Origin of the sequence: Pseudomonas sp. S11P7 (assembly GCF_023195435.1) — a bacterium.
In the GTDB taxonomy this organism is placed as follows: Bacteria; Pseudomonadota; Gammaproteobacteria; order Pseudomonadales; family Pseudomonadaceae; genus Aquipseudomonas; species Aquipseudomonas fluorescens_G.
Genome location: NZ_JALPKS020000002.1, coordinates 3670030 through 3691092, shown reverse-complemented (window position 1 = coordinate 3691092; position 21063 = coordinate 3670030). Strand labels below are relative to the sequence as shown.

Genomic DNA, 21063 nt, shown 5'->3' with positions numbered 1-21063 from the left:
CCTCACAGAATTGCGGCAGCCTTGGTCAGGAACCAGATGATGATTACCACCAGCAGGGCACCGATACCGACCACCGCGCCGAGGTCCTTCCAGGTCTTACGCTGGTTCTGCACGTCGGCATAAACGGTCAGGGAATGCCAGGCCACACCGAGAAAAGCGAGCAGGGCGATCAGCAGACCGAGCAGTATGCCGCCGTCGTAGGCGTAGTTTTTGATCGTTTCGATCAACCCGGAACCTTCACCACGTGAAGGGGCTTCCATGGTCGGGAGTTCAGCAAAAGCGAAGCTTGGACCGAGCACCAGCAGCAGACCGATCAAGCGCTGACTGGCACGATCACGCAGGTTGTTTTTCAGGGGATAAGGCACTTGAGCATGACGGTGATCTCCGGTGTTAGGACAGGGTGAAGAACATCAGTACGAGCAGGGCGAGCAAGACGCGTGCGGCGCTGCCGCCGAAGGCCCCAAAGCGCACACTGCCTGCGGCCCAACCCCGGTAAGCCGTCCACATCACCCAGGCACACCACAGCAAAGCCAGGACGAGAACCAGAGACAGCCAAAGTGTCGAACTGCTCTGCGCCGAAAAACCGGATGCGTTTTGGAAGGCCGCAGTCTGGGCGTCAGTCATGCTCATGGCGAGGACTCCGCGGACGGGGTGTCGAGGCGGTAATCGCCGACCAACTCAGTTGGATCGCGGGGTTGCGCGCGGGAAGGGGAGAGATAGCCCTGCACACCGTGGCGGATGCGACGGATGTCCTGAGACAGGCGAGGGTAGTCGAAGCGATAGTGATCGTCGGGTGCCGCCGTGATGGCTACCTCAGCCCGCGTTGCTAGGCGTTCGATAGTGTCGAGTTGCTGTAGGACCAGGCTGAGCTGACTCTGTTCATGAGCAGATGCGGCATAGCTACCGCCATGGACAAGTAGCAGCGAGAGTAGTAACAAGCAGTGAAAGGAGGTAGTCGGCATGATGCTGGCCCATAGTCATATGGAGCCAGAATTACGTTAGGGGTTGAATTATTCGCTCATAAACGCGAAGTGAGAAGTATCGCTTTTCTGGAGCGCTCGGAGCAGGTTGACGTTTTCAGGTAGCCAGCTGCGCTAGTTTTTTTGACAGCGGTGCCCGGAGCTTTCGGCCGCCTCCGATTGGAAACCCATTTGGTTCACCATTCCCTGGCCTCTACGCAGTTGGGGCTACTGCAGGTGTGTCTCCAGCTCGCCTATTTTCAGTCCGCCTATGGTCTCGAACTCTCCGCAGCCTTCAGGAGGACAGAGGATCAAACGGTTCAACGGTGTCTCTCAATGCGATTTTTTGTTGCCTTGGTGAAAGGCGTTAACGGCCGAAGCACATGAACAATAAATCTTTCATTTGACATTGATTGCGCCAAGAAAATATAACAGGAAGAATTTCAGGAAGGCCGCCATCGTCGCCGAGTCATGGCACCGATGATGGCAACCGAGTGTCAGCAGCTTAGGTCGCCCTACCTGCTTTAGCAGGAGTATGTGTGGAGAGCGCCTCTTATAGCTTCAGCACCCAACCTTACCCACCTAAACAGCGTTTTGAAGTCTGGCGTGAAGAGGTCAATGCACTCTTTGACGTGAGGATTGGCGAGTCCGAATCAACAGCGTTCAACTACCGGCTGGCCACCTGTTACCTGGGCGCGCTGTTGATGGGGTGCGGCGTATGGGAGGGAACAGAAAAACCAGTGCATTATGATGTCAAACGGTCAGCTCAAATGATCCGCCGCGACGGCCTCGACCATTACTACATCTGTCTGGGCCTGTCTCACTCGATCAACGGTTCTGCCGGTCAGGCACCGTTGGCGGCAGGTCATTCGCAGATTTATGTGTTGGACCTCGCTCGTGAACTGGATTGCGTTATCACCGCAGGCGATACGATTATCCTGACGATTCCTCGGGACTTGCTGTCAGGGAAATTAGGCAATAGGGACATTCATGGGCTGGTGTTGAGGGACGGTTTGAGCGACCTGCTTGCCGACCATATGCGCGCGCTACGAGCGCGGTCAGCCAGTTTTAAAAGTGAAGAGATACCCTATATACAACAAGCAACTCTGGCCATGGTCGCAGCGGCGATAACACCCTCCATTCCTAACCTCAAAAGCGCTGAAACTGAAATTGATCGCACACTGCTCAACCGTGCCCGAAACCTGATCGAACAGCACCTGCAGAACCCCGCTTTGGCTCCAGCATTCATATGCAGGCACATGGGGATTTCTAGGGCTGGGCTCTATCGTTTATTCGGGCAAGAGTCCGGTGTTGCGGCTTACATACAACGACGCCGGTTAGACAAGATAAGGGCTATTCTCCAAGGAGATAGCGGCGTTCAGCATCGAACCTCCGGACTGGCCTTTCAATTTGGGTTCAAAAGCGAGTCACACTTCAGTCGGTCGTTCAAGAGGGCTTTCGGCTATTCGCCAAAAGAGGCACGGGACTATCTAATTGAATCTCGACCCTATGACTCTGCAGGGCAAACCTCTGTGCACACAGGTTTTTCGCTTCGGACCGTGCTTGGTCAAATGACTTCAGGTTGAGACGGATAGGCAAGGAATTGGCACACAGAGGCAAGGAATTTTTCTCGTTTTTTTTGTTACGTTTTATAGTTGATATGTCTTCGATTCGCCAGATTGGTGAGTGGCGTATAACTATTACTCCATCGCAATTCAGGCGAGGCTAGTGACGGATGGTTCAATTCACTAATTTATTCAGTTTCTCAGTCAATAAAAGGATGCGTGATATGTCGCTGCTTAAGTTGTATGTAACGGTAACCACACTTGTGCTTTTGAGTGGCTGCAATGCTCTCGCCAGTAAGACGAATATGTTGAGTGACGATGACGTAAAATCTCAAAGTGCTGGTGCGTTAGGCTATGCTCCAGCAGACCTGACGGTTATCAATCGGCGGACGCAAGGCACCAATACCTATGTACTGCTAAAAACCAATGATAACAAGCAGTTCAACTGCATTATCAACGGAGGTAATATCTTGACGTTCGGTATGTCCAACCCGCCGAACTGCGCACCAAAAGGTCAGCCGATAAAGAGCGCACCGTTTGGAGGATAAGACTGCGTACTCGAGCGACATTCACGTGCATAAATTTTTAAGGTCGGGAAGGTTTAGTATGCCTGAACACAATTTTAAGTATTTGATATTGATACTTTTCTCGGTGCTGGCGTCCGGATGTGAAGTGCTGGCAAATGCTGTGCCCACCATTCCGGACGTTATAAATAAGAATAAGTTTGAGGGGAATAATATACAGGTGGCTTATGCCGAATATGGAAAGCCCGCCCAACTGGTTAAGAATGCTGGCGGTGAGTCTGTTGCAAGATGGTTTTTTGAAAGTCAATATTCCTTAACGGACACTGCCAATACCGTCAGCGCTGGCCCTGCCGGTGGCGTGATGCTGACACCTACATCTAGCACAAAATACTATGATAAAAAATGTACTTTAGAAATTACATTTAACGCGCAAAATATAGTCACTGACTACAAGACCATTAAAAACTCTGCCGGAAGCTGTAATAAGTGGTTCTAATTAAAGCTTGGTTCACCCCGACATGCGCGCTGAAGGAGGATAGTAGGATCCAGCGCGCTCTCCCGCGTCAGCTAATAGCTGGCACTGTCGGAGGGGTAATAGTCAATAACCGAGTTATTCGCGTTCATCGCAGGGTGCGTTTGCCAGCCGTTTACTTTGGGAACACGCCAGCAGTCAATTCTCGGACTTGGCAGCAGTGGCTTATGATTTAAGCCCCAGTCGTGCCGGAGAGTATGTTTGTCACTTTCTGCAGGACTGAAACGGCAAGGAGGTTTTTGACGATTTCGGCGGCTACCAGGGCAGTTTCGAACTTGGCGTGACGGAGATCGGTTCCAGCATGGCCCATGCACGGAGCAAGTTTTTTTGCATTGTATGAGTCGTTGAACGGGCTTATTCCTCTGTCGTAGGGTTGCCTCTCATTGAGCGAAGGCTGTGAATGGAGACATTACATGAGTACCACAAGGAAATTCGTAATGGTTTTGTCTGCGTTGAGTATTTTAGGTGGATGCGCCGTAAACAATTCTGACACTCTCGCTCACAAACCCATGAGTCCGCTTGAGCAGGATCAGCAATTGGTCGCTATGGGGATTCTTCCGCCGTCTGTTTTGGAAATTGACGCTGAATTGGAAAAGGTTCCGCCTAACAGCCCGAGGGCACTCCAGCTGCAAAAACAGAAGCTTGCGGCTACTCAGCTGCAGCAGAATAGACTTCGAGCAGAAGAACCCTACCCGCCAGTTAGCGTGCCTTCGCAACTGGAAGAGCAAGAGCAGCGTATGTGTTCTGTGAATAATGGATCCGCAATCTATTTAGTGCCTTGCTAAAAGCATTTCTGTGCAAAATTTCGGCGAGCGCGACGACGAGAGCGAGCCGCGTGTGGCGACGCCCTGCTTCGATCGCCAGCCTGATCGCGTGATCGGGCTTGGCCAACGGCTGGATTTTGCCTTCCAGCCCAGACCCACATGGTGCAGGGGTGGAACAGGCAGCTCCCAATCGGTTCGCGGAAGTCTAGGTTCCGGGTATGGGGCGCGTAAATCCACCTCTTAGCGAAGGCCAACCTCAGCGCGTAAGTAGCCGAAGGACCAGTCACGAAGGATGACCACACCCATGGCGCTGAAGTCTAGGCGGTGGAGCCATCCCTTTGGTTCAACCACACCGCGTCACTGTCACCGTTGACTTGTTGCTGGCCGGCGGCAAGCGTGTGGCCGTTGACCTGTTAAGTAAATGCGCGCTGATCAGGCAGCTGTCGACTTTGCCCTTGGTGACGCTGTTGCCGTAGTAGTCGAACGCGTAGCAATCCGGGTCATTGCCATTGGCCTATACCCGGGGCAACTCAACGTCCGGGCCACCTTGACCGTGCGGCCGGGCCGGCGATTCGCATTATCTCCAACCGGGATCTTGTGCGGTAGCGTTGCCAGCAGGAGCTTCAACAAGAGGGCTTCACTACTAACATGGGGCCACTGTCTAAGACTTTGAGTATCAGGGGCACATTCTCATGCCCGGCTTGCGTTAAGGCCGACCTCGGCCACTATGCCGCGCTTCTGTGTCGACATACGGCGAGACTGCTGATGCGGCAACGCTGATTCCACATATACCGGAAGCATTTATGGCCGGAGAACAGGGGGCAATGCGCGTATGCCCAGCGCGTCTGATCTCTAAGTGCTAGCCCTTCTTCATGAATCGCGCGGTCAGTCTATCCAAACTCCTGATTGGATCGTTTTTCTGGATTGTCCATCCAATTGTTGATGGTTTATCGCCTGGCTGATGCTGCCTAAGCTCGGATCTTCCACCCATTCGTGAAAGAGATTCCCCATGGCAGACCATTCCATCGAAGGTAAAGTTGTTCTCATCGCGGGCGGCGCCAAGAACCTTGGTGGCTTGATCGCCCGCGATCTGGCCGCGCAGGGCGCCAAAGCCGTTGCGATCCACTACAACAGCGCCGCATCCAAGGCCGATGCCGATGCGACGGTATCTGCGATCGAGGCCAGCGGTGCGAAGGCCGTGGCCTTGCAGGGTGATCTGACGACGGCCGGAGCCGTCGAGAGGCTGTTTGCCGATGCCATTGCCGCTGTCGGTAAGCCGGACATCGCCATCAACACCGTCGGCAAGGTGCTCAAGAAGCCAATGGCAGAGATCAGCGAGGCCGAGTACGACGAGATGACGGCGGTCAACTCCAAGACCGCTTTCTTTTTTCTCAAAGAAGCCGGCAAAAACCTCAACGACAACGGCAAGATCGTTACGGTGGTGACTTCGTTGCTGGGTGCGTTCACTCCGTTTTATGCCGCTTATGCTGGAACCAAGGCACCGGTTGAGCACTACACGCGTGCGGCCTCCAAGGAGTTCGGTGCGCGAGGCATCTCGGTGACAGCGGTCGGCCCGGGTCCGATGGATACACCGTTCTTCTACCCGGCCGAAGGGGCCGATGCAGTCGCCTACCACAAGACGGCCGCCGCGCTCTCGCCATTCAGCACGACCGGTCTGACTGACATCCATGACGTGGTTCCGTTCATTCGCCACCTGGTGAGCGACGGCTGGTGGATCACCGGCCAGACCATCCTCATCAATGGTGGATACACCACTAAATAGCATCAAGGACCACCGCTGTATTGCCTACTTCGAGCCGGTCGACGTCTTTACTGGCGTTAGCGACGGATCAAGTAATTATTACTCGGCAGGAGTATCTAAATGGTTGCCATCACGCATCAAGAAGTCCGCAAGACCTTTCCTTCGGCCACCAGCACCGGCGCGCGCCGCTTCATCGGTAAGACCGCGATTGTCGTAGGGGCCTCGGCCAACGTGGGTAAGGCACTGGCCCTGCTGTTGGCGCAGGAAGGTGCCGACGTGGTGGTCCACTGCAACTCGGCTTCCAAGCAGACGCAGGCGGAAGAGGTTGCAGCGGCTGTGCGTGGACACGGACAGGAAGCGCTGATTTTTCAGGCTGACCTCACCAAGCCCGCGCAGGCCGCGGCGCTGTTTGATGCCGCCATTGCCACATTTGGCAAGGTCGACATACTGATCAACACCGCTGGCAAGATCATCCGCAAGCCGCTGGCCGAGTTCGAGGAGGCGGAGTTCGACGAGCTGTTCAACGTCAATGCCAAGGCCGCCTTCTTCCTGCTCAAGAAAGCCTCGAAGAATATCGCTGATGAGGGGCGCGTCCTGAGCTTCGTTACCACCATGGTTGCTGCCTTCGCGCCCACCTATGCGGGCTATGCCGGCAGCAAGGCACCGCTGGAACACTTCAGCAAGTCGCTTGCCAAGGAACTCGGCGGGCGTGGTGTCACGGTCAATTGCATCGCGCCCGGACCGCTTGATACTTCGTTCTTCTACCCCGCCGAATCCAACGAGAACATCGGTTGGCTCAAGTCGATGTCGATCGACGGCGGTCTGGGCAACATCGCCGACATCACAGGCCTCGCGCTGTTCTTGGTGTCGCCGGAAGCGCGCTGGATGACGGGCACCACCAGCTACATCAATGGCGGGATCGTTTCGCCGATCAACTGACTAATTTGAACGCAGGCATCCGGGCAGTATTCCCGTTCGGGTTGCCCGCAACACTTTTGACGTTAGAAGAGAAACAAGCATGCCGGCATCAGACCTGAAAGTTGAAATCCGCGTGGGAGTGAAGCGCAAGCCGCGTTGCATCCTGTTGATCGTCTCGAACACAGCCCAGCTCAAGGGCTTTCCGGTGGGGTTCTTCGGTGAAGAAATGACGTGCGCCTTCCACATGTTCACACAAGCCGGGCATCAGGTGGAGCTTGCTTCTCCCAAAGGCGGCGAGGTCATGATCGATACGCACAGCGATCCGCGCACCCCGAGCGGCGCGTATGCCGACGACCTGATCACACTCGGTTTCGTGCACCACGCCACGTTTGCCCCGATGCTGAAGCGGACGCTGCCGATTAGTGCGGTGAACGTGGACGACTACGACGCTATCTGGGTCGCCGGTGGCGGCGGGCCACTGCTGACGTTCAAGGACGATCTGGCCCTGCACCAACTCATTGCCGATTTCTACGAGAAGGGAAAGATCGTCACCTTGATCTGCCACGGATCTTCTCTACTGCTCTGGACGCGCCTGTCGGATGGCAAGCTGCTGGCCGAGGGGAAGAAGTGGACCGGCTTCACCGACGCGGAAGAAGACGAGGTCAACAAGGCCTTCGGCATGAAGTTGAATGACTACACCATTCAAAGCGAAGCGGCCGGAATCGAGGGCACCACCTATCTCTGCCGGGAAGTGAATGAGTCGCTCGCTATCCGCGACGGCCGCCTGATCACCGGGCAGCAGCAGTACAGCAGCTGGCTCACAGCCGGACTGGCGCTCGACGCCCTTGACGAATAGGTCTTCCGATATGGCGAACAAGTTTCAAGGCATCCTGGATGCCCAGAAGGCACGCTTCCTGACCGACGCCACCAAGTCTCACGACTGGCGCATCGACCAGCTGGACCGCCTGGAGCGAATGCTGCGCGAGCGCCAGGAGGAATTCTGCGCTGCGCTGTACCAGGATTTCGGCAAGCCGTCCTTCGAGCAACTCTTCGAAATCACCTTGCCGCTAGGCAACATCCAGTATTACCGCGAGAATCTCAAGGAATTGATGGCGCCGCAGCGGGTGGCCATTCCGAAGGGGCTGGAGGCTACCGGCAACAGCGGCTTGATCCTGAAGGAACCTTACGGCCCGACGCTGGTGATCGGCCCGTTCAACGCCCCCATCCTACTGCTGCTCGACCCGGCCATCGCCGCATTGGCAGCCGGTAACCCGGTGGTGCTGAAGCCCGCCAACACCACCCCAGCCACGGCCGCGTTGCTCCAGAAGTTCATCCCCCAGTACTTCGAGCCCGAGAACGTGGCTATCGTCACCGGCGGGCGTGAGGAAATCAGCGCGCTGCTTGAACTGCCCTTCGACTTCATTTTCTTCACCGGCAGCTCGACCGTCGGCAAGATCGTGATGCGCGCGGCGGCCGAGAACCTTACCCCGGTGATCCTGGAGCTGGGTGGCCAGAATCCCACAATCGTCGACGAGACCGCCAACCTCGACATCGCTGCAGACCGAATCTCCTGGGGCCACAACGCTATTTCGGGCCAATGGTGTATCGCGCCGGGCTACGTCTACGTGCACGAAAGCGTCGCCGAGGCTTTCATTGCCAAGCTCAAGGCCTCCATCGTCAAGATGTACGGCGCCGACCCACAGCAGAGTCCCGATTTTGCCCGCATGATCAGTGAGCATGACGCGCAGCGGGTCGCGTCGTACATCCTGCCCGACAAGGTCGTGCATGGTGGCCGATTCGACGTGCCGGCGCGCTACGTCGAGCCGACCGTGCTCTACCCCTCAACCTGGGACGACCCGGCGCTGCAGCAGGAAGTCTTCGGCCCGGTCCTGCCGGTTATGCCGTACACCGACCTGAAAGAGATCGTGGGCATCATGAAGCGCAGGCCAAAGTCACTGGCAGCCTACATCTTCAGCAAGAACCAGGCGAACATCGACTACGTGCCAGGCAGTCTGTCCTTCGGCGGCGGCTGCGTGAACCAGACTAATCTGCATTGCTGGATCGACAGCCTGCCGTTCGGCGGCGTGGGCTACAGCGGCATGGGCAAGTACTACGGCAAGGCCGGCTTTGATGCGCTGAGCAATACCAAGGCGCTCCTTATTGGCAACCCGGACCTCGAACTCGATGTGTTCCCGCCGTATGCCGGCAAGGACATCGCCAAGAGCCTCAGTATCTTTTCATGAGTGCCATCACCTCGACATGGCCAGCTCGCGATCGGCCTTCCATAGTTCAATAATTTAGCCAATAAAAAATATAGGAGATTCGGCATGCACGTACTGATGGTCATGCTCGGAGGCGTGGTCCTCTTGGGCGTTTTCGTCTTGTTCGGTTGGCTCTGGGGTGCTAGTGCAGCAGGCATGGCGCTGGCGGCTAAAGCCTTCGTGCCAGTCTGGTTGCTGGTGACGGCAGTCAACATGGGGGTAGGCGTCAGCCTCGCTGGTTACAGTGCACGCGAGGAGTTTCCGATCCTGTTGCTGGTCTTCGCTGTGCCAGCCATCGCGGCTGGCATCGAGGTCTGGCGTCTCTCGCAGCCGTGAAGCACGAGACCACCACCATGTCGAGCAACCCAGTGCTAGACCATCCTTTGCTGCGCCATCGCGACGGCCACCACGCGCGCGTGACCTACGAAGAACTGTTTTTCGACCTGGTCTACGTCTTCGCAGTGACCCAGCTCAGCCATGAGCTGTTGCACAACCTCACGGGATTCGGGGTGGTCCAAACGCTGATCCTGTGGTTCGCGGTCTGGCTGGGCTGGCAATACACCTGTTGGGTCACCAACTGGTTCGACCCCGAAACACGCCGTGTACGCGGCCTGATGTTCGCGACCATGCTGCTCGGGCTGGTCATGGCGGCCAGCATTCCGATGGCATTCTCCGACCGGGGGCTCATGTTCGCAGGCGCCTACGTTGCGATGCAGGTCGGGAGAACGGCTTTCATCGCGCTGCATCTGCCCGGTGGACATCCGCTAGCGGCAAACTACCGCCGTATGCTCGGCTGGGTATCGATCTCGGCGGTGTTCTGGATCGCCGGGGCGCTGGCACAGCACGAGACGCGTGCCCTGCTATGGCTGGTCGCTGTTCTTTGCGAGTACGTCTCCCCGATGTTCGGCTTTGCCCTGCCAGGGATGGGGCGCTCCCGCACGCAGGAATGGACGATCGAAGGCGGCCACATGGCCGAACGCTGCCAGCTTTTCGTGATCGTGGCTCTGGGTGAGACGGTACTCGCTAGCGGCGCCACCCTTGCAGATGCCGCAACCTGGAATGTGCCGGTAGTGCTGGCGCTGCTGGCCGCCTTCGTCGGCACGCTGGCCATGTGGTGGCTATATTTCGGCACGTCGAGCAAGGACGCGACGGCAGCTATCATGCGCTCGGATGATCCCGGACGCATCGGCGCGTATTTCCACTACGTCCATGCCATCTTGATCGCCGGCGTCATCGCCTCTGCGGTCGGCAACGACCTGGTGCTGGCCCATCCGCATGCGCACCCTAGTACGGCCCAGGTCGCCATCTTGCTCGCAGGGCCGGCGATTTATCTGCTGGGCAGCGCCATCTACAAGCGGATCGTCTATGGTGTGGTGCCGGTATCGCATTTGGCGGGCGTGCTGATGCTGCTTGCACTGGTGCCTGTGGCATTTTTCGCCGACATGCTGGTCATGGGATGTTTGACGACAGCGGTCGTGCTGATGGTGAGCTTCTGCGAGGGGCACCTGGTTCGAGACCGTCGCAGGAAGGAGGGGCGGTGAGTTTCGCGTCGGGATGCAATCGGCCCCGGGTGTCCGTTGCGGGGACGCCAGCCACGCCGGAGGGCCCCGCCGAAGTGGTGCGATTCTGGCGAGCGTCCAAGACGGATTGGTTCGGCCACGATCCGGCCTTTGATCAGCATTTTCGTGAGCGCTTCCTCTGCCTGCATCTGTCGGCGGCACAGCGCGTGCACGACGATTGGGCGGATACACCAGAAGGAGCGCTGGCGTTGCTCATACTGCTCGACCAATTCCCGCGCAATGCCTTTCGCGGAACAGCTCGTATGTATGCAACGGACCCCTTGGCCCGACACTATGCCCGAAAGGCAGAATCTGTTGGGCACATGGGGAAGGTCGATGCCGACTTGAAACTGTTCTTTTGCCTGCCCTTTGCCCATTCGGAGGATGTCGGTGACCAGGATCTATCGGTTGCACTGAACGCTCGGCTTGGGCAACCCTGGCTCTCCCATGCCGAGGGACATCGGGACATCATTCGCCGGTTCGGTCGCTTTCCGCATCGCAACATGATGCTGGGACGCCGGACCACTGCGCAGGAAGATGCCTTCCTGGGCAACGGCGGATTTGCCGGTTGAGGCGCGGTCCCTTCGAACTGGCTCTCAGTTCAACAGGCTATGTGGAAAGGAATGAATGGACAAACTCGATCAGTACCGCGTCTTCGTTCAGGTTGCCGAGATGGGCAGTTTCATAAAGGCGGCCCATGCGCTGGAACTGCCGCGTGCGTCGGTGTCGGCTGCCATCCAACAACTCGAATCGGCCATAGGCACACGCCTGCTGCATCGAACGACGCGACAGGTGCGTCTGACTGCCGATGGCATGCAGTTGCTGGAGCGAGTGCGTCTGTTCCTTTCAGATGCAGAAGACATCGATCAGCTGTTTCATGTTAGCCAACGCACGATTTCCGGGAGGCTCAATGTGGACGTGCCCAGCCGTATCGCCCGCCGGTTGATCGCCCCCGCACTGCCGAGCTTCCTGCGTCGCTATCCGCGACTTCAATTGGCATTGGGCTCGAGCGACCGCGCAATTGATCTAGTGCACGAAGGTGTCGACTGCGCCGTGCGGATTGGCGCACTGCATGACAGCAGTCTGATTGCTCGCCTCCTCGGCCATATCGCACTGATCAACTGCGCCAGTCCGAGTTACCTGCGTGAGTATGGCGTGCCGGTCAAGCCGGATGACCTGACTCAGGGGCACTGGTCGGTGGGATACGCCTCGCCCTCCACAAGACGGGAATTGCCTTGGGACTACTTTGTATCGGGCAACGAACGACAGGTCGCCGTACCCAGTCGGGTGATTGTCAACAACGCCGAAAGCTACATCGCCTGCTGCGTGTCGGGGGCAGGATTGATCCAGATTCCTAGATTTGACGTCCAGCACCTGCTCGACAGAGGTGAACTTGTGGAGGTCATGCCCGAGTTTCGCGCTGCGCCCATGCAGGTGTCGCTTGTCTACCCGAACCGCAAGCAGCGTTCGCGCCGACTGACGGTCTTCCAGGAATGGTTCGAGTCGTTGATGCGACCGCATCTGGATTCCTGAGGACCTGAGCCATGACGGGAAGAAAACGTTGATTGTCCGTCAGGTGCGTTCATATTTTCATAAGCCGCTACAGCGCGACCTCGCTTTTTTTCCAATGCTCTTATGTAGCTTCCAGTCTAAAGTCTTCCATCCCGTAGGTGGTTCTAAACTGATATAAGATATTGATCTAAATACGTTTTAAATCTCTACGTAATTTGTGCGAGTGGGCTTTGTGGCGGTCATGGTTTTTGATTTCCCATTAGTGGTCAGAAAGGGTTTTTCTGACTGAGCTCAACGATTAGTAGTCGACATGGTTTTTATTCGAATGCAGAAAAAGCTAAGAAAACTCAGCAATATCGATACGTTGGCGGACAGATTAGATGCCTTCAAAGATACTTTTTGAATGTCGCCGCGGTAATCGCTGTTGTTATCCCAATCATTGCGGCGCACGGTACAAAGATAATAAGCGGGTTGAGCGAAAAGGGCAGGGACAGGTAAATGATCCAAGGCATGGTCAGCAGTGGCATCACTGCTCGTTTAGCGCGGTGATAGACAAAGCTGCTCTCACGCCCCGCTTCAAATTTGCGCAGGTCACGGCGCATCAAACCATCTACAAAACCAGTGAACATGGCCAACAGAAACAAGGGTGTAGCTAGGACCAGAACGGTCAGGCGCACCACGAAGGTGAAGATGACATACACCGCTGCCAGCACGAAATCCTCAATGCCCACGTATAGCTGATTGGTCCAACTCCAGAAGCCGCTGCCCTGGCTCGATACCCGCGCCTGCTGGGCAAAATCCGCAAAGCCAGTCTTGACCAGCAGCCACTGATTTAGAAAATCCAGCCAATGGACAATCGTCTGTCCAGGTTGTTGGAGGATGAGAGAAGATTTGAAGTGCTCACTCAGCCAGCCCAGTTCGTTCGCCAACATGACTTGGCTGTGCCGCCAACCCAGATCACCCCAGAACAGCAGCAAACCGGCGAACTCAATGAGTATCGAGAACAGCAACGAGGCGATCAGCAAACCGATAATGCGTAAGACCAAGCCAATAACCGAGACGATCAATCCCGGGCGCTGGATCGGTTGTGGCGGCGTGTTCTGCACGGAAGTCGCCATCCTTTACTCCATTGCTCACCGTTGAGTTGATGTTGCCACGGCGCCTGCCGAATACGTGTTTGCTGAATCAAAACCTGTAGCGGGGCGGGTTACCCCACCTGATCCAGATCGAAGTTGGTTGTCTGGCCGCCGCCGCTCGCACTCCACCATTGGCCCACCTGTTCGTTGTAAGTGGCCCGCATCCGCAGGGTAAGCTCCTGCAGGTTCTGGGGCATGGCATCGTCGTTGGAGGGGTTAGGCAAAGGCATGCGGACCTTCCAGAGCTGGCCACCGGCCTGAAAGGAAAACATTTGCCCCTTGGGCAAACTGACGATATGCGCTGGCTCAATCAGCGGCACGCTTGTGGTGCTGACGCGATCCTGCGAGGACGAAGTGAAGTCCGTGTTGGCCTCTGGATCGGAGGTGTCGGTCGCACCCGACACCAGGGTTTTGGTCAACACATTGACCTTGGGCAATTGCTGGGTGAGCAGTTCTGCAGTGGCGGTTTCGCGTACGCGGAGCATCTGCAAGGTATTGAAATTACCAATCACCTGGCCAGCTTTGGCGCGGTTACCGATGCGTGCTTCGATATCACTAAGGGTTTGGGTGTAAGCCGTCACCTGGATGCCGGCGCCACCGCCTTTGTTGATCAGTGGGATGAACTCATCGCCCATCAACTCGTTGAACTCATCGGCGTGCAGGTTGATCGGCAACCTGTCACTGTTGTTACCCGATTTGGGCAGGCCATGGTCGATGCCGTGCTTGTAGATATGTCCGGCGACCGAGACCAAGTCGGCGAACATGGAGTTGCCCACCGCGGCGGCCACCTCGGCGTCGGTCAGTGCGTCCAGGCCGACGTAGACGATACCGCGTTTTCGGATGACTTGCATCCAGTCGAAGATTGGCCGCGGGTCGTCCAGATCGGTATAGTTGGGGGCCAGTAATTGGGCGGTCTTGCCGGTGGTGAGTTTCTCCAGCAGCGGCAGTAGCGAGGCAACGATTTTGTCGAAGTAAGTACGGTCATAGCGCACCGCTGAACGCAGTCCGTCCATTACCGGATCAAATACCCGTTTGGCCGTCAGGTACTGCTCGATGGCCACCACCCGCTTTTCGCGTCCCACCATATGCCGGGGGATGTTCTTCTCGGTGAGCTTGCCTTCAAGCTGGACGATCACTTCCCACGCTTTTGGATCGGTTCTGGCGAAAAACTGCTGGGCATATTCGATGAACAATGCGTCGATGTTGACCACATGCCGTTGGATTTGCAGATAGTCCGGACGCCGGCCCAACTCGATCAGGGCGCGGGCGATGATGTTGACGAAACGCCAGGCGAACTCGCGAAACGCCGCCGAGTTACCTTCGCCACTGAGCTGCCCAGCGATGCGCGACGCCACTTCCGAGATGCGCCCGAAACGTCCCACGGCGTTGTAGCGGGCAGAGATCTCCGGCCAGCCCAGATGGAACACATAAAACTCCTTCTCCCGGCCGGCCCGCTTGGCTTCGACGTACATGCGTTTGAGCAAATCGGCATCGCCCTTCGGATCGAAGACGATCACCACCTCGTGTTCAACGCGATGGATGTCCTGGGTGATGTACACCTCAGCGAGTCGCGTCTTACCGACACGAGTAGTACCGAGCACCAAGGTGTGTCCGACTCGTTCACCCAGCGGCAGACCGACTTCAGTTTCATCGGGCTCGACCCCATGCAACAGCGGCGAGCCTCCGACCGGGGGTAACGGGCGCAACGGATTGAGGGCGTTGACCCAGGCGGTGACACGGGCCAATGTCGAGAGCGGAAATGGTGCATGTTCCAGGCGGCGCTCAATTCTACGTGCTAGACGATAGAGGGTTGGTTGGTCGACATAATGAGCGACGGCCGGATCCTGGGCTTCGACCAAGCGCTGAGTGTGCAGGCGGGTCCAACGAAAGCCGCGGCCCATGAACAGACGCTTGCGGCTGACCGGAATCTGTCGACTGGTCAGTTCGTAGCGAGGCAGCCGGCGGATATTGCGCCGATAGCGCAACACCTCCCAGGCTTGTCGGAGGCGGATCAGACCGAACAGGGCGTAGGCCAGCGCCGCCACCAGCCCGATCTCGGGTGACAGGGCCACGGTCCAGGGCGAGTACACGCACAACACCGCGGCCGCGATGCAGATCGCTACGGTGTACAGCTCCACCGCGGGCCGGAGCTTGGACTCCATCGCATGCTCGGCCATGACCTGGACTCACTGTTCCAGTGAGGTGGCGGTGATCAAGACGGGGTAGTGCTCTATCTGCAGGCGGGTGGCGATGTCGTTGCCGTTGACCGGCAGGATGGTAATGCCCGGCGCGGCTGCTCGAATTCGGGCCAGGGCTTGAGTATCGGACACTTCGACGGCGAGGCCGGCTGCCCCCATTTCTTGCAGTTCAGTCGCACGCTGATGCAGCCAAGCCAGCGATTGGGGATCCTCCCCGACAAGGAAAAATGGCTGCATGCCCGGCATGTCCAGGGTGCGAGTTGTGACCCGGCCTGGGCTCAAGTGAGAGCTTCGCACGGGCAGTATCCAGGTCTCATCGGCATATGCAGATAGATCCGCATGTCTGGCCCGACCAAGCTGGATCTTGCTGTTTATTGGCGGCCTGGAAGCTTCAAGCTTAGGGCGGGTGAAGCCGCCTGGCTGATTTTCTGCAAATGACAGTCCCGGCTGGGCGAACGCAGCCAAGAGTGTGGCGAAGTAATACGCATTGGGGACTCGCTTCATGGTCGTGTGCCCTGTTTGAAGGAAACCTGCAATCGTTCGAGTTGTCGGGAAAAGCCGACGCGGTAACGCGCGGCCGGCGTTCCTCCTGCCGGGCGGTGATAGCGGCCAGCAGCTGACACCCAATCACCGGTAACGGCGTGATGTTCTTGCAGCAGCGCGGCAGTCACGGCCAGATTGCGGTAGGGTTCAAGGGCTTCGCAGGGACTGGAAAAATGCTGTCCGTGATAACCCAGGTTGATTTGCCCAAGCCCGGCATCGACCAACTTGGCGTCATACCGAGCAAGCGCCTGGAGCAAGGCGTGACAGGCGGTCTGACGATTGGCGAAACGGTAAGGGCTACCGGCAATATTCAGCGTCCAGGGCCAGGGCAGCAGTCGACCACGGAGGCGGGCGCCACTCTCCTGCAGGGCAATCGCGAACAACACCGTGGAAGGGACGTTGGCGCCATGCGCTGCCAGTTGATAAGCCGGAGGCGGAAGTTCGTCTGCCCGGACGGCGTGTACCGTCAGCAGGAGCGCAATAGCAATCAATCGAGACGTTGCCATTGTCCGTTCACCTGCTGAAATTTGACGGGTAACGGTCTCGGGCTCCCAGGCTGAACCAGCGTCCGCGATCATGGTTCAGGGTGATTTGCCGGTGTTGGACCTTGTTCGCATTAATGCCTGCTTGCCGCGCCCAGCGACGGACGTGTTCATCCTCGTCTTGGCTGCCCACCAGGTAGATATCGAACTCCGTATCACCGCTTTGCAGACGCTGCGCTTCGGCGGTGCACGTAGGGCAATGGTCCTCGACAAACAGAGCTAGGCGCGGCTCTACCGATGAGCTAGCAGTGGTCGGGGATGCCATACCCTGAATCGGCAACAGCCCAGGAAACAGCTTGGCCCAAGCTGCGGTGTAGGCGTTTTGGTAAGCCAACTCGCGCTCGGCGCGTTTAGCTTCCAGCGCTGCCTGCAATTCGGCATAGCGCTGGCGCTCTTGGTCGGTCTCTGCCTCGACGCCGAGCGCGGTCAGGGGATCCAGGTTCGGGCTCCAGTAACCACGCGGGCCGGCTTGGATCTGTTTGAAGCGTGTCCACTCCTGCTCCGTCAGCCCCCAGCTTGTCGCCTGTTCTGAGTGCGAACGCTCCAGCGGAGCAGACTGCGTGTCCTGGGGCCGTGACGGTGTCGTGACGGGGTTGCCCAGCGCAGCGCCCGTGCTCAGCAATGAAATGAAACAGACGATGGGGCTCAGCGGAGCTCTGTTCATGATCGCTTCTCAAGGGAGGTGCACGGTCTGGTCTGGGTGAGCGGTCACCGCGAAGATAGCCGCGTTCGGCTCTAGCACCTTCAGTTGCCATGTGCCGAACTGCTCGCCGTTGTGCAGCAACTGGATATCATTGAGCGAGCGACTGTCAGGAGGTGCGACCGCCAGAAAGCGCTCGCCACCGCGGTACTCGACGCTCAACACTGAAAATGGCGGCAGGAGCGGGGCAGGCTTGGGCTGAGCGGTTTTTTCGGCGTGGCCGAGGAAGGCGTCGGTGGTGGGAATGGTGGCTGGCTTTTGAGGTCCAGGAGTTGCTGCTCGACGTGCTCAAGTCGTGTGCGTAGCGCGATTATGTCGGCTTCGGTAGCACGGGCTGTCAGACCATCGCGCAGTACCTGTATCTCCTGCGCCCATTGATCCAGCATCGGATCGAGGGTATTAGCCTGTTGCTCACCGGAATCGACCTTCTGCTTCAGGTCTTTCAGTGCGTACTGCAGCTTCTCCTGTGCATCCAAGAGGGTGCTTGAATCACGTTGCAGGGTATCCAGGGTCTGTAGGCGTTGGGTGCTCGCATTTTCCAGCTCGTTCACGCGTTGATACTGATTATACAAACCACCACTCAGCCCGGAGACCGCCAGGCAAAGTGAGCCGACAATGAGGGTTTGAAACGTCGTGGCTTTCATGGGCGTGCCTCCGGCTGGTGGGCCGCGCTGGGTGCGAGCCGCACGACGGCAGCATCATTTTTTAGCCGTTCGAAGCAGACCGAACGGCTGACTTCATCGGTTGTGAGTTGCCAGGCGGGGCCAGCCAGTACTTGTAGCGCGTTGCGTAGTGAGATCGGGCCGAGCCGGTAATGGGTGGCGGGCAGAGGCCGGGTAAACAGTGTCTTTACGGGTTCGACGGCAGGGCAGAGCGAATAACCTGAGCGCTGCAGCACGTAGTGCATCGCTTCCAGTACCGAAGGATTCAGGTTGGGCGGAATGCTCACGTCAATGATTTGAGCGAGAAGATCACGTTGCTCTGCCGTGGGCTCGGTGCTGACCAGCGTATAGCGGCCATAGTGGAGCTCTGTCGGGTGACTCTCTTCGGCTGTACTCCTCGAAAGCTGGGCCCGATTGGAACTAGCGGCATTCTCTGGACTAGTCGGCAATGGGGTGGGGATCTGCGCCGTGCAGGCGCTCAATAAACCCAGCAGGAAGACAGCCGTGAAAAAACGCTCCATGGAAAAAAACCTCATGTCAGATTCAATGCAGAACCTGACATGAGGTGAAGAAGCGATTCAGTGAGTAAGTTGATTCAAGACGGGTCGCGTTTAAGTTGAACGCGTTGCTATTGCCGCCAGATAGGGTGCGTTGACCAATGCTGCCGGCGTATCGGCATCGAGTTGTTCTTGCCTCAGCGATGAGTAAGGACAGCACTCGATTTCCTCCAGGTTATCGTCGGTCCAGGACGTGCCGATCAGCTTACACTGCACGCCATAGCAATTCGTCAGGACAAAGGTTCGAACAGCAGACCGGTTGGTGCATTGGATTCTCTGGCCCATTGCGTCGACGTGGGACAGCAACTGCGTAGCTTGTTCAGATAAGGCACGAAGCTGTTCGGGTGTCATCTGATCAAGGTTGGGCGAGGAATTCATGCCCCTGATTGTCCATAGCTTCAGTGGAAGCCAAATAGCGTCAATGCGGATCACTGGCAAGCTCTCGGGGCCCTTCACGGTCTGAGGATGACCACTCTACGGTGAGTTTTTCCTGTCCGAAAGGCATACCGATCCCGACCGTTCATCGCTGATCGGCCTGAGTTCGGGGCTCTATTTTCATCGGGACGAAAGCGGGCAACGGCGACGGCTGATGATAACGATAAGCAGGTATCCATTTTCGAACTAGATTGATGCCGTGGCGCAACGCTACGCTGGGCATCGATACGCGGGGTTGCAGGCATTCCTGGACGACTTGGGCTTTAAAGGGTTTGGGATAGGAAGTTCTTTCGTGCGGGATCACCCCGACAATAAGGGTAATGGTGTCCACGTATTTTTATGTGGAGAACATCGCCCTTATCGCTGGGATCGGATAGGTGACTTCGCTGGAGGCTTACGGCGTAGCTGGGCAAGTCTAACTTCCTTCTCTCCCGTCCATATCCCGACGTCCTAGAGGTGGTTGAGCAACCCAACCAACGATCAGGATAATGACAGTCGTCCTGAGTTCAGTTAGCCGCTTGAGACAATCTTCTGCGAGGCACGACGAAAACTTTTGACAATATGTGCTCGCGTCCATCTGATGTGCTACGAAGGCTAGATAAGGACAGTTGAAAATCTTGTTATAAGAATTCTTCTACTCCACACCATGTTGCGATGAATAATGCGATAGTTTTGGTGACCTGTCGGAGCGATTCAATATTCACAGCCTCATCGTACCCGTGCGGCATCTTGCATTCAGGGCCATAAACGATTGCAGGAGTGTCTGCGTAAAGGCCGAAGAATCGCGCATCTGTGGCCGCTGCTGTTACATATTCCTGTAATGGCTCATGAAAAACCAATTGATGCGCCGAATTAAGTGCCTGCTCTACTTCATCGGAATTTTCGAGGACATAGCCTTCAGCCATGAAACCATGATAGTAGATATCTGGTTTATGTGTCGCTAGGAACGGATGATTAGAAGCAGCAGCAGCAATAAATGCTTCTATCTCGGATTTAGCCGAATCCAGACTTTGCCCAGGATAAACTGCGACGCGCATTTCAAAGTCACACCAGGCCGGGACGCTAGAAGGCCAGTCACCTCCCGAGATCTTTCCCAGATTGAAATTTATTGGATGGGGATGGCCACAAAAATGAGGGTGCTCAAGTTTGCGTTCATTCCACAGCAACTCCAGTTTGCCCAGTTCTTTAATGAGATAGATAGCATTTTCGATTGCATTGGAACCTGTTCCCGAGAATGCACCCGAAGCATGCTGCGGATCCCCTTTCACTTGTACCTTGAACCAAAGCGGGCCCACCTGGGCTCGCATTAACTTTGGTAGCAATGGTTCGGGAATGAACGCTGCGTCGGCGTGATATCCACGCGCCAAGCATGCGAGGGCTCCATTACCTGTGCACTCTTCCTCAACTACGGACTGAAGGTGCACGATGGCTGCCGGCTGGACCCCCGCAATCCTCAGGGCATCCATAGCCGCCAGGCATGCCAATAATCCCGATTTCATATCTCCTGCACCACGACCATACAACCAGCCGTCAATTATGTCAGCGCTGTAAGGATCAAGGGACCAACTCTCCACGGGACCAATAGGAACGACGTCGATATGGCCGTTAAGAATCAGTGAGCGTCCGACTGCTTGCCTCGGCGTATGAGTCGCTACAACATTGTAGGAGTCGTCATAAGATGCCGTCGCTGGCGAAAATCCTGGCATATTCTCAATATCGCGTAAATTAATTTTCCAATGGTCAACTTTGTAGCCCCTCGCTTCATAAGCTTGAGCCATAAACCGTTGTGCCGCGCTCTCCGCCCCGCGTTGTGAAGGAATGCGCACCAGGTCTCTAAGCTGAGCAAGCTGCCTCGGAAAGTTTTTATCAACGGCCGACATAATCCGATCAGCAAGTAAAGAATTTAGTGTTTCGTGATCCTTTGGTTTCATTTT

Annotated in this window: 22 protein-coding genes and 6 pseudogenes; 14 read left to right on the top strand and 14 right to left on the bottom strand. The window is 56.7% G+C overall.

The window, feature by feature from the left end; all coding sequences use genetic code 11:
* Positions 1 to 2: 2 nt before the first annotated feature.
* Genes M0746_RS16910 through M0746_RS16900 form a run of 3 tightly spaced genes read right to left on the bottom strand, consistent with a single transcriptional unit; the run spans position 3 to position 962 of the window.
* Positions 3 to 365: a TIGR03745 family integrating conjugative element membrane protein gene (locus M0746_RS16910; RefSeq protein ID WP_342454990.1), complete on the bottom strand. Its 363-nt coding sequence runs from the start codon at positions 363 to 365 to the stop codon at positions 3 to 5.
* 25 nt (positions 366 to 390) lie between these two features.
* On the bottom strand, positions 391 to 630 hold the full coding sequence (locus M0746_RS16905; RefSeq protein WP_258449990.1) for a TIGR03758 family integrating conjugative element protein: 240 nt from the start codon (positions 628 to 630) through the stop codon (positions 391 to 393).
* Complete coding sequence (locus M0746_RS16900) at positions 627 to 962, bottom strand: integrative conjugative element protein, RAQPRD family (RefSeq protein ID WP_258449989.1); 336 nt, start codon at positions 960 to 962, stop codon at positions 627 to 629. Before M0746_RS16900 ends, M0746_RS16905 begins: the two co-directional genes overlap by 4 nt.
* Positions 963 to 1498: 536 nt before the next feature.
* On the opposite strand from M0746_RS16900, the gene M0746_RS29230 reads away from it, so the two are divergent.
* The 5 genes and pseudogenes from M0746_RS29230 (at position 1499) to M0746_RS16875 (ending at position 4365) form a co-directional block, all read left to right on the top strand.
* On the top strand, positions 1499 to 2545 hold the full coding sequence (locus M0746_RS29230; RefSeq protein WP_258449988.1) for a helix-turn-helix domain-containing protein: 1047 nt from the start codon (positions 1499 to 1501) through the stop codon (positions 2543 to 2545).
* 203 nt (positions 2546 to 2748) lie between these two features.
* Positions 2749 to 3072, top strand: coding sequence for a hypothetical protein (locus tag M0746_RS16890; RefSeq protein WP_258449987.1), 324 nt, complete (start codon positions 2749 to 2751; stop codon positions 3070 to 3072).
* A gap of 58 nt (positions 3073 to 3130) precedes the next feature.
* The gene (locus tag M0746_RS16885; RefSeq protein WP_258449986.1) at positions 3131 to 3544 is read left to right on the top strand and encodes a hypothetical protein; all 414 of its coding nucleotides are present in this window, start codon (positions 3131 to 3133) and stop codon (positions 3542 to 3544) included.
* Between the two features lie 178 nt (positions 3545 to 3722).
* Positions 3723 to 3908 (top strand): annotated as a pseudogene (locus M0746_RS16880) (IS66 family transposase); the annotation flags it as partial.
* An 85-nt stretch (positions 3909 to 3993) separates the two neighbouring features.
* Entirely contained in the window at positions 3994 to 4365 is a 372-nt protein-coding gene (locus M0746_RS16875) for a hypothetical protein (RefSeq protein ID WP_258449985.1), read from the top strand.
* 299 nt (positions 4366 to 4664) lie between these two features.
* Here the strand turns inward: M0746_RS16875 and M0746_RS29225 are convergent.
* Positions 4665 to 4858, bottom strand: a pseudogene (locus M0746_RS29225) (outer membrane porin, OprD family); the annotation flags it as partial.
* Between the two features lie 134 nt (positions 4859 to 4992).
* On the opposite strand from M0746_RS29225, the pseudogene M0746_RS16870 reads away from it, so the two are divergent.
* The 9 genes and pseudogenes from M0746_RS16870 to M0746_RS16830 all read left to right on the top strand — a co-directional run bounded on the left by M0746_RS16870 (position 4993) and on the right by M0746_RS16830 (position 12377).
* Positions 4993 to 5207: pseudogene (locus tag M0746_RS16870) on the top strand (DUF2274 domain-containing protein).
* A gap of 146 nt (positions 5208 to 5353) precedes the next feature.
* Positions 5354 to 6127 carry an SDR family oxidoreductase gene (locus M0746_RS16865; protein ID WP_258449984.1) on the top strand — a complete coding sequence of 258 codons (774 nt, stop codon included), beginning with the start codon at positions 5354 to 5356 and terminating at the stop codon, positions 6125 to 6127.
* A 99-nt stretch (positions 6128 to 6226) separates the two neighbouring features.
* Complete coding sequence (locus tag M0746_RS16860) at positions 6227 to 7045, top strand: SDR family oxidoreductase (RefSeq protein ID WP_258449983.1); 819 nt, start codon at positions 6227 to 6229, stop codon at positions 7043 to 7045.
* A gap of 79 nt (positions 7046 to 7124) precedes the next feature.
* Entirely contained in the window at positions 7125 to 7880 is a 756-nt protein-coding gene (locus tag M0746_RS16855) for a type 1 glutamine amidotransferase domain-containing protein (RefSeq protein ID WP_258449982.1), read from the top strand.
* 10 nt (positions 7881 to 7890) lie between these two features.
* Positions 7891 to 9267 carry an aldehyde dehydrogenase family protein gene (locus M0746_RS16850; protein WP_258449981.1) on the top strand — a complete coding sequence of 459 codons (1377 nt, stop codon included), beginning with the start codon at positions 7891 to 7893 and terminating at the stop codon, positions 9265 to 9267.
* Between the two features lie 84 nt (positions 9268 to 9351).
* Positions 9352 to 9621: a hypothetical protein gene (locus M0746_RS16845; RefSeq protein ID WP_258449980.1), complete on the top strand. Its 270-nt coding sequence runs from the start codon at positions 9352 to 9354 to the stop codon at positions 9619 to 9621.
* 17 nt (positions 9622 to 9638) lie between these two features.
* Positions 9639 to 10826 (top strand): low temperature requirement protein A, encoded by a 1188-nt coding sequence (locus M0746_RS16840; protein ID WP_258449979.1) that lies wholly within the window; start codon positions 9639 to 9641, stop codon positions 10824 to 10826.
* Entirely contained in the window at positions 10823 to 11416 is a 594-nt protein-coding gene (locus tag M0746_RS16835) for a DUF924 family protein (protein ID WP_258449978.1), read from the top strand. The genes M0746_RS16840 and M0746_RS16835 overlap by 4 nt, the downstream gene beginning before the upstream one ends.
* Before the next feature lie 55 nt (positions 11417 to 11471).
* Positions 11472 to 12377: a LysR substrate-binding domain-containing protein gene (locus M0746_RS16830; protein ID WP_258449977.1), complete on the top strand. Its 906-nt coding sequence runs from the start codon at positions 11472 to 11474 to the stop codon at positions 12375 to 12377.
* Between the two features lie 365 nt (positions 12378 to 12742).
* Here the strand turns inward: M0746_RS16830 and M0746_RS16825 are convergent, their stop codons facing one another.
* The 10 genes and pseudogenes from M0746_RS16825 to M0746_RS16785 all read right to left on the bottom strand — a co-directional run bounded on the left by M0746_RS16825 (position 12743) and on the right by M0746_RS16785 (position 21060).
* Positions 12743 to 13474: a TIGR03747 family integrating conjugative element membrane protein gene (locus tag M0746_RS16825; protein ID WP_258449976.1), complete on the bottom strand. Its 732-nt coding sequence runs from the start codon at positions 13472 to 13474 to the stop codon at positions 12743 to 12745.
* An 89-nt stretch (positions 13475 to 13563) separates the two neighbouring features.
* Positions 13564 to 15669 carry a type IV conjugative transfer system coupling protein TraD gene (traD, locus tag M0746_RS16820; RefSeq protein ID WP_258449975.1) on the bottom strand — a complete coding sequence of 702 codons (2106 nt, stop codon included), beginning with the start codon at positions 15667 to 15669 and terminating at the stop codon, positions 13564 to 13566.
* A 9-nt stretch (positions 15670 to 15678) separates the two neighbouring features.
* Entirely contained in the window at positions 15679 to 16194 is a 516-nt protein-coding gene (locus M0746_RS16815) for an integrating conjugative element protein (protein ID WP_258449974.1), read from the bottom strand.
* Positions 16191 to 16739: a lytic transglycosylase gene (locus M0746_RS16810; RefSeq protein ID WP_258449973.1), complete on the bottom strand. Its 549-nt coding sequence runs from the start codon at positions 16737 to 16739 to the stop codon at positions 16191 to 16193. Before M0746_RS16810 ends, M0746_RS16815 begins: the two co-directional genes overlap by 4 nt.
* Positions 16721 to 17439: pseudogene (locus M0746_RS16805) on the bottom strand (TIGR03759 family integrating conjugative element protein). The gene M0746_RS16810 and the pseudogene M0746_RS16805 overlap by 19 nt, the downstream one beginning before the upstream one ends.
* Positions 17440 to 17448: 9 nt before the next feature.
* Positions 17449 to 18119: pseudogene (locus tag M0746_RS16800) on the bottom strand (chemotaxis protein).
* Entirely contained in the window at positions 18116 to 18658 is a 543-nt protein-coding gene (gene pilL2 / locus M0746_RS16795; protein ID WP_258449972.1) for a PFGI-1 class ICE element type IV pilus protein PilL2, read from the bottom strand. Before pilL2 ends, M0746_RS16800 begins: the two are co-directional and overlap by 4 nt.
* Positions 18659 to 18763: 105 nt before the next feature.
* A pseudogene (locus M0746_RS16790) lies at positions 18764 to 18954 on the bottom strand (ABC transporter substrate-binding protein); the annotation flags it as partial.
* Positions 18955 to 19214: 260 nt separating this feature from the next.
* Positions 19215 to 19433, bottom strand: a complete 219-nt coding sequence (locus tag M0746_RS29525) for a transposase (RefSeq protein WP_446731303.1) — start codon at positions 19431 to 19433, stop codon at positions 19215 to 19217.
* A gap of 316 nt (positions 19434 to 19749) precedes the next feature.
* Positions 19750 to 21060, bottom strand: coding sequence for an ArgE/DapE family deacylase (locus M0746_RS16785; RefSeq protein ID WP_258449971.1), 1311 nt, complete (start codon positions 21058 to 21060; stop codon positions 19750 to 19752).
* Positions 21061 to 21063 lie beyond the last annotated feature (3 nt).

Coding starts and splice junctions, on each gene's coding strand:
- M0746_RS16905 (WP_258449990.1), bottom strand. CDS start 630: ATGAGCATGACTGACGCCCAGACTGCGGCCTTCCAAAACGCATCCGGT.
- M0746_RS16900 (WP_258449989.1), bottom strand. CDS start 962: ATGCCGACTACCTCCTTTCACTGCTTGTTACTACTCTCGCTGCTACTT.
- M0746_RS16890 (WP_258449987.1), top strand. CDS start 2,749: ATGTCGCTGCTTAAGTTGTATGTAACGGTAACCACACTTGTGCTTTTG.
- M0746_RS16885 (WP_258449986.1), top strand. CDS start 3,131: ATGCCTGAACACAATTTTAAGTATTTGATATTGATACTTTTCTCGGTG.
- M0746_RS16875 (WP_258449985.1), top strand. CDS start 3,994: ATGAGTACCACAAGGAAATTCGTAATGGTTTTGTCTGCGTTGAGTATT.
- M0746_RS16865 (WP_258449984.1), top strand. CDS start 5,354: ATGGCAGACCATTCCATCGAAGGTAAAGTTGTTCTCATCGCGGGCGGC.
- M0746_RS16860 (WP_258449983.1), top strand. CDS start 6,227: ATGGTTGCCATCACGCATCAAGAAGTCCGCAAGACCTTTCCTTCGGCC.
- M0746_RS16855 (WP_258449982.1), top strand. CDS start 7,125: ATGCCGGCATCAGACCTGAAAGTTGAAATCCGCGTGGGAGTGAAGCGC.
- M0746_RS16850 (WP_258449981.1), top strand. CDS start 7,891: ATGGCGAACAAGTTTCAAGGCATCCTGGATGCCCAGAAGGCACGCTTC.
- M0746_RS16845 (WP_258449980.1), top strand. CDS start 9,352: ATGCACGTACTGATGGTCATGCTCGGAGGCGTGGTCCTCTTGGGCGTT.
- M0746_RS16840 (WP_258449979.1), top strand. CDS start 9,639: ATGTCGAGCAACCCAGTGCTAGACCATCCTTTGCTGCGCCATCGCGAC.
- M0746_RS16830 (WP_258449977.1), top strand. CDS start 11,472: ATGGACAAACTCGATCAGTACCGCGTCTTCGTTCAGGTTGCCGAGATG.
- M0746_RS16825 (WP_258449976.1), bottom strand. CDS start 13,474: ATGGCGACTTCCGTGCAGAACACGCCGCCACAACCGATCCAGCGCCCG.
- traD (WP_258449975.1), bottom strand. CDS start 15,669: ATGGCCGAGCATGCGATGGAGTCCAAGCTCCGGCCCGCGGTGGAGCTG.
- M0746_RS16815 (WP_258449974.1), bottom strand. CDS start 16,194: ATGAAGCGAGTCCCCAATGCGTATTACTTCGCCACACTCTTGGCTGCG.
- M0746_RS16810 (WP_258449973.1), bottom strand. CDS start 16,739: ATGGCAACGTCTCGATTGATTGCTATTGCGCTCCTGCTGACGGTACAC.
- pilL2 (WP_258449972.1), bottom strand. CDS start 18,658: ATGGAGCGTTTTTTCACGGCTGTCTTCCTGCTGGGTTTATTGAGCGCC.
- M0746_RS16785 (WP_258449971.1), bottom strand. CDS start 21,060: ATGAAACCAAAGGATCACGAAACACTAAATTCTTTACTTGCTGATCGG.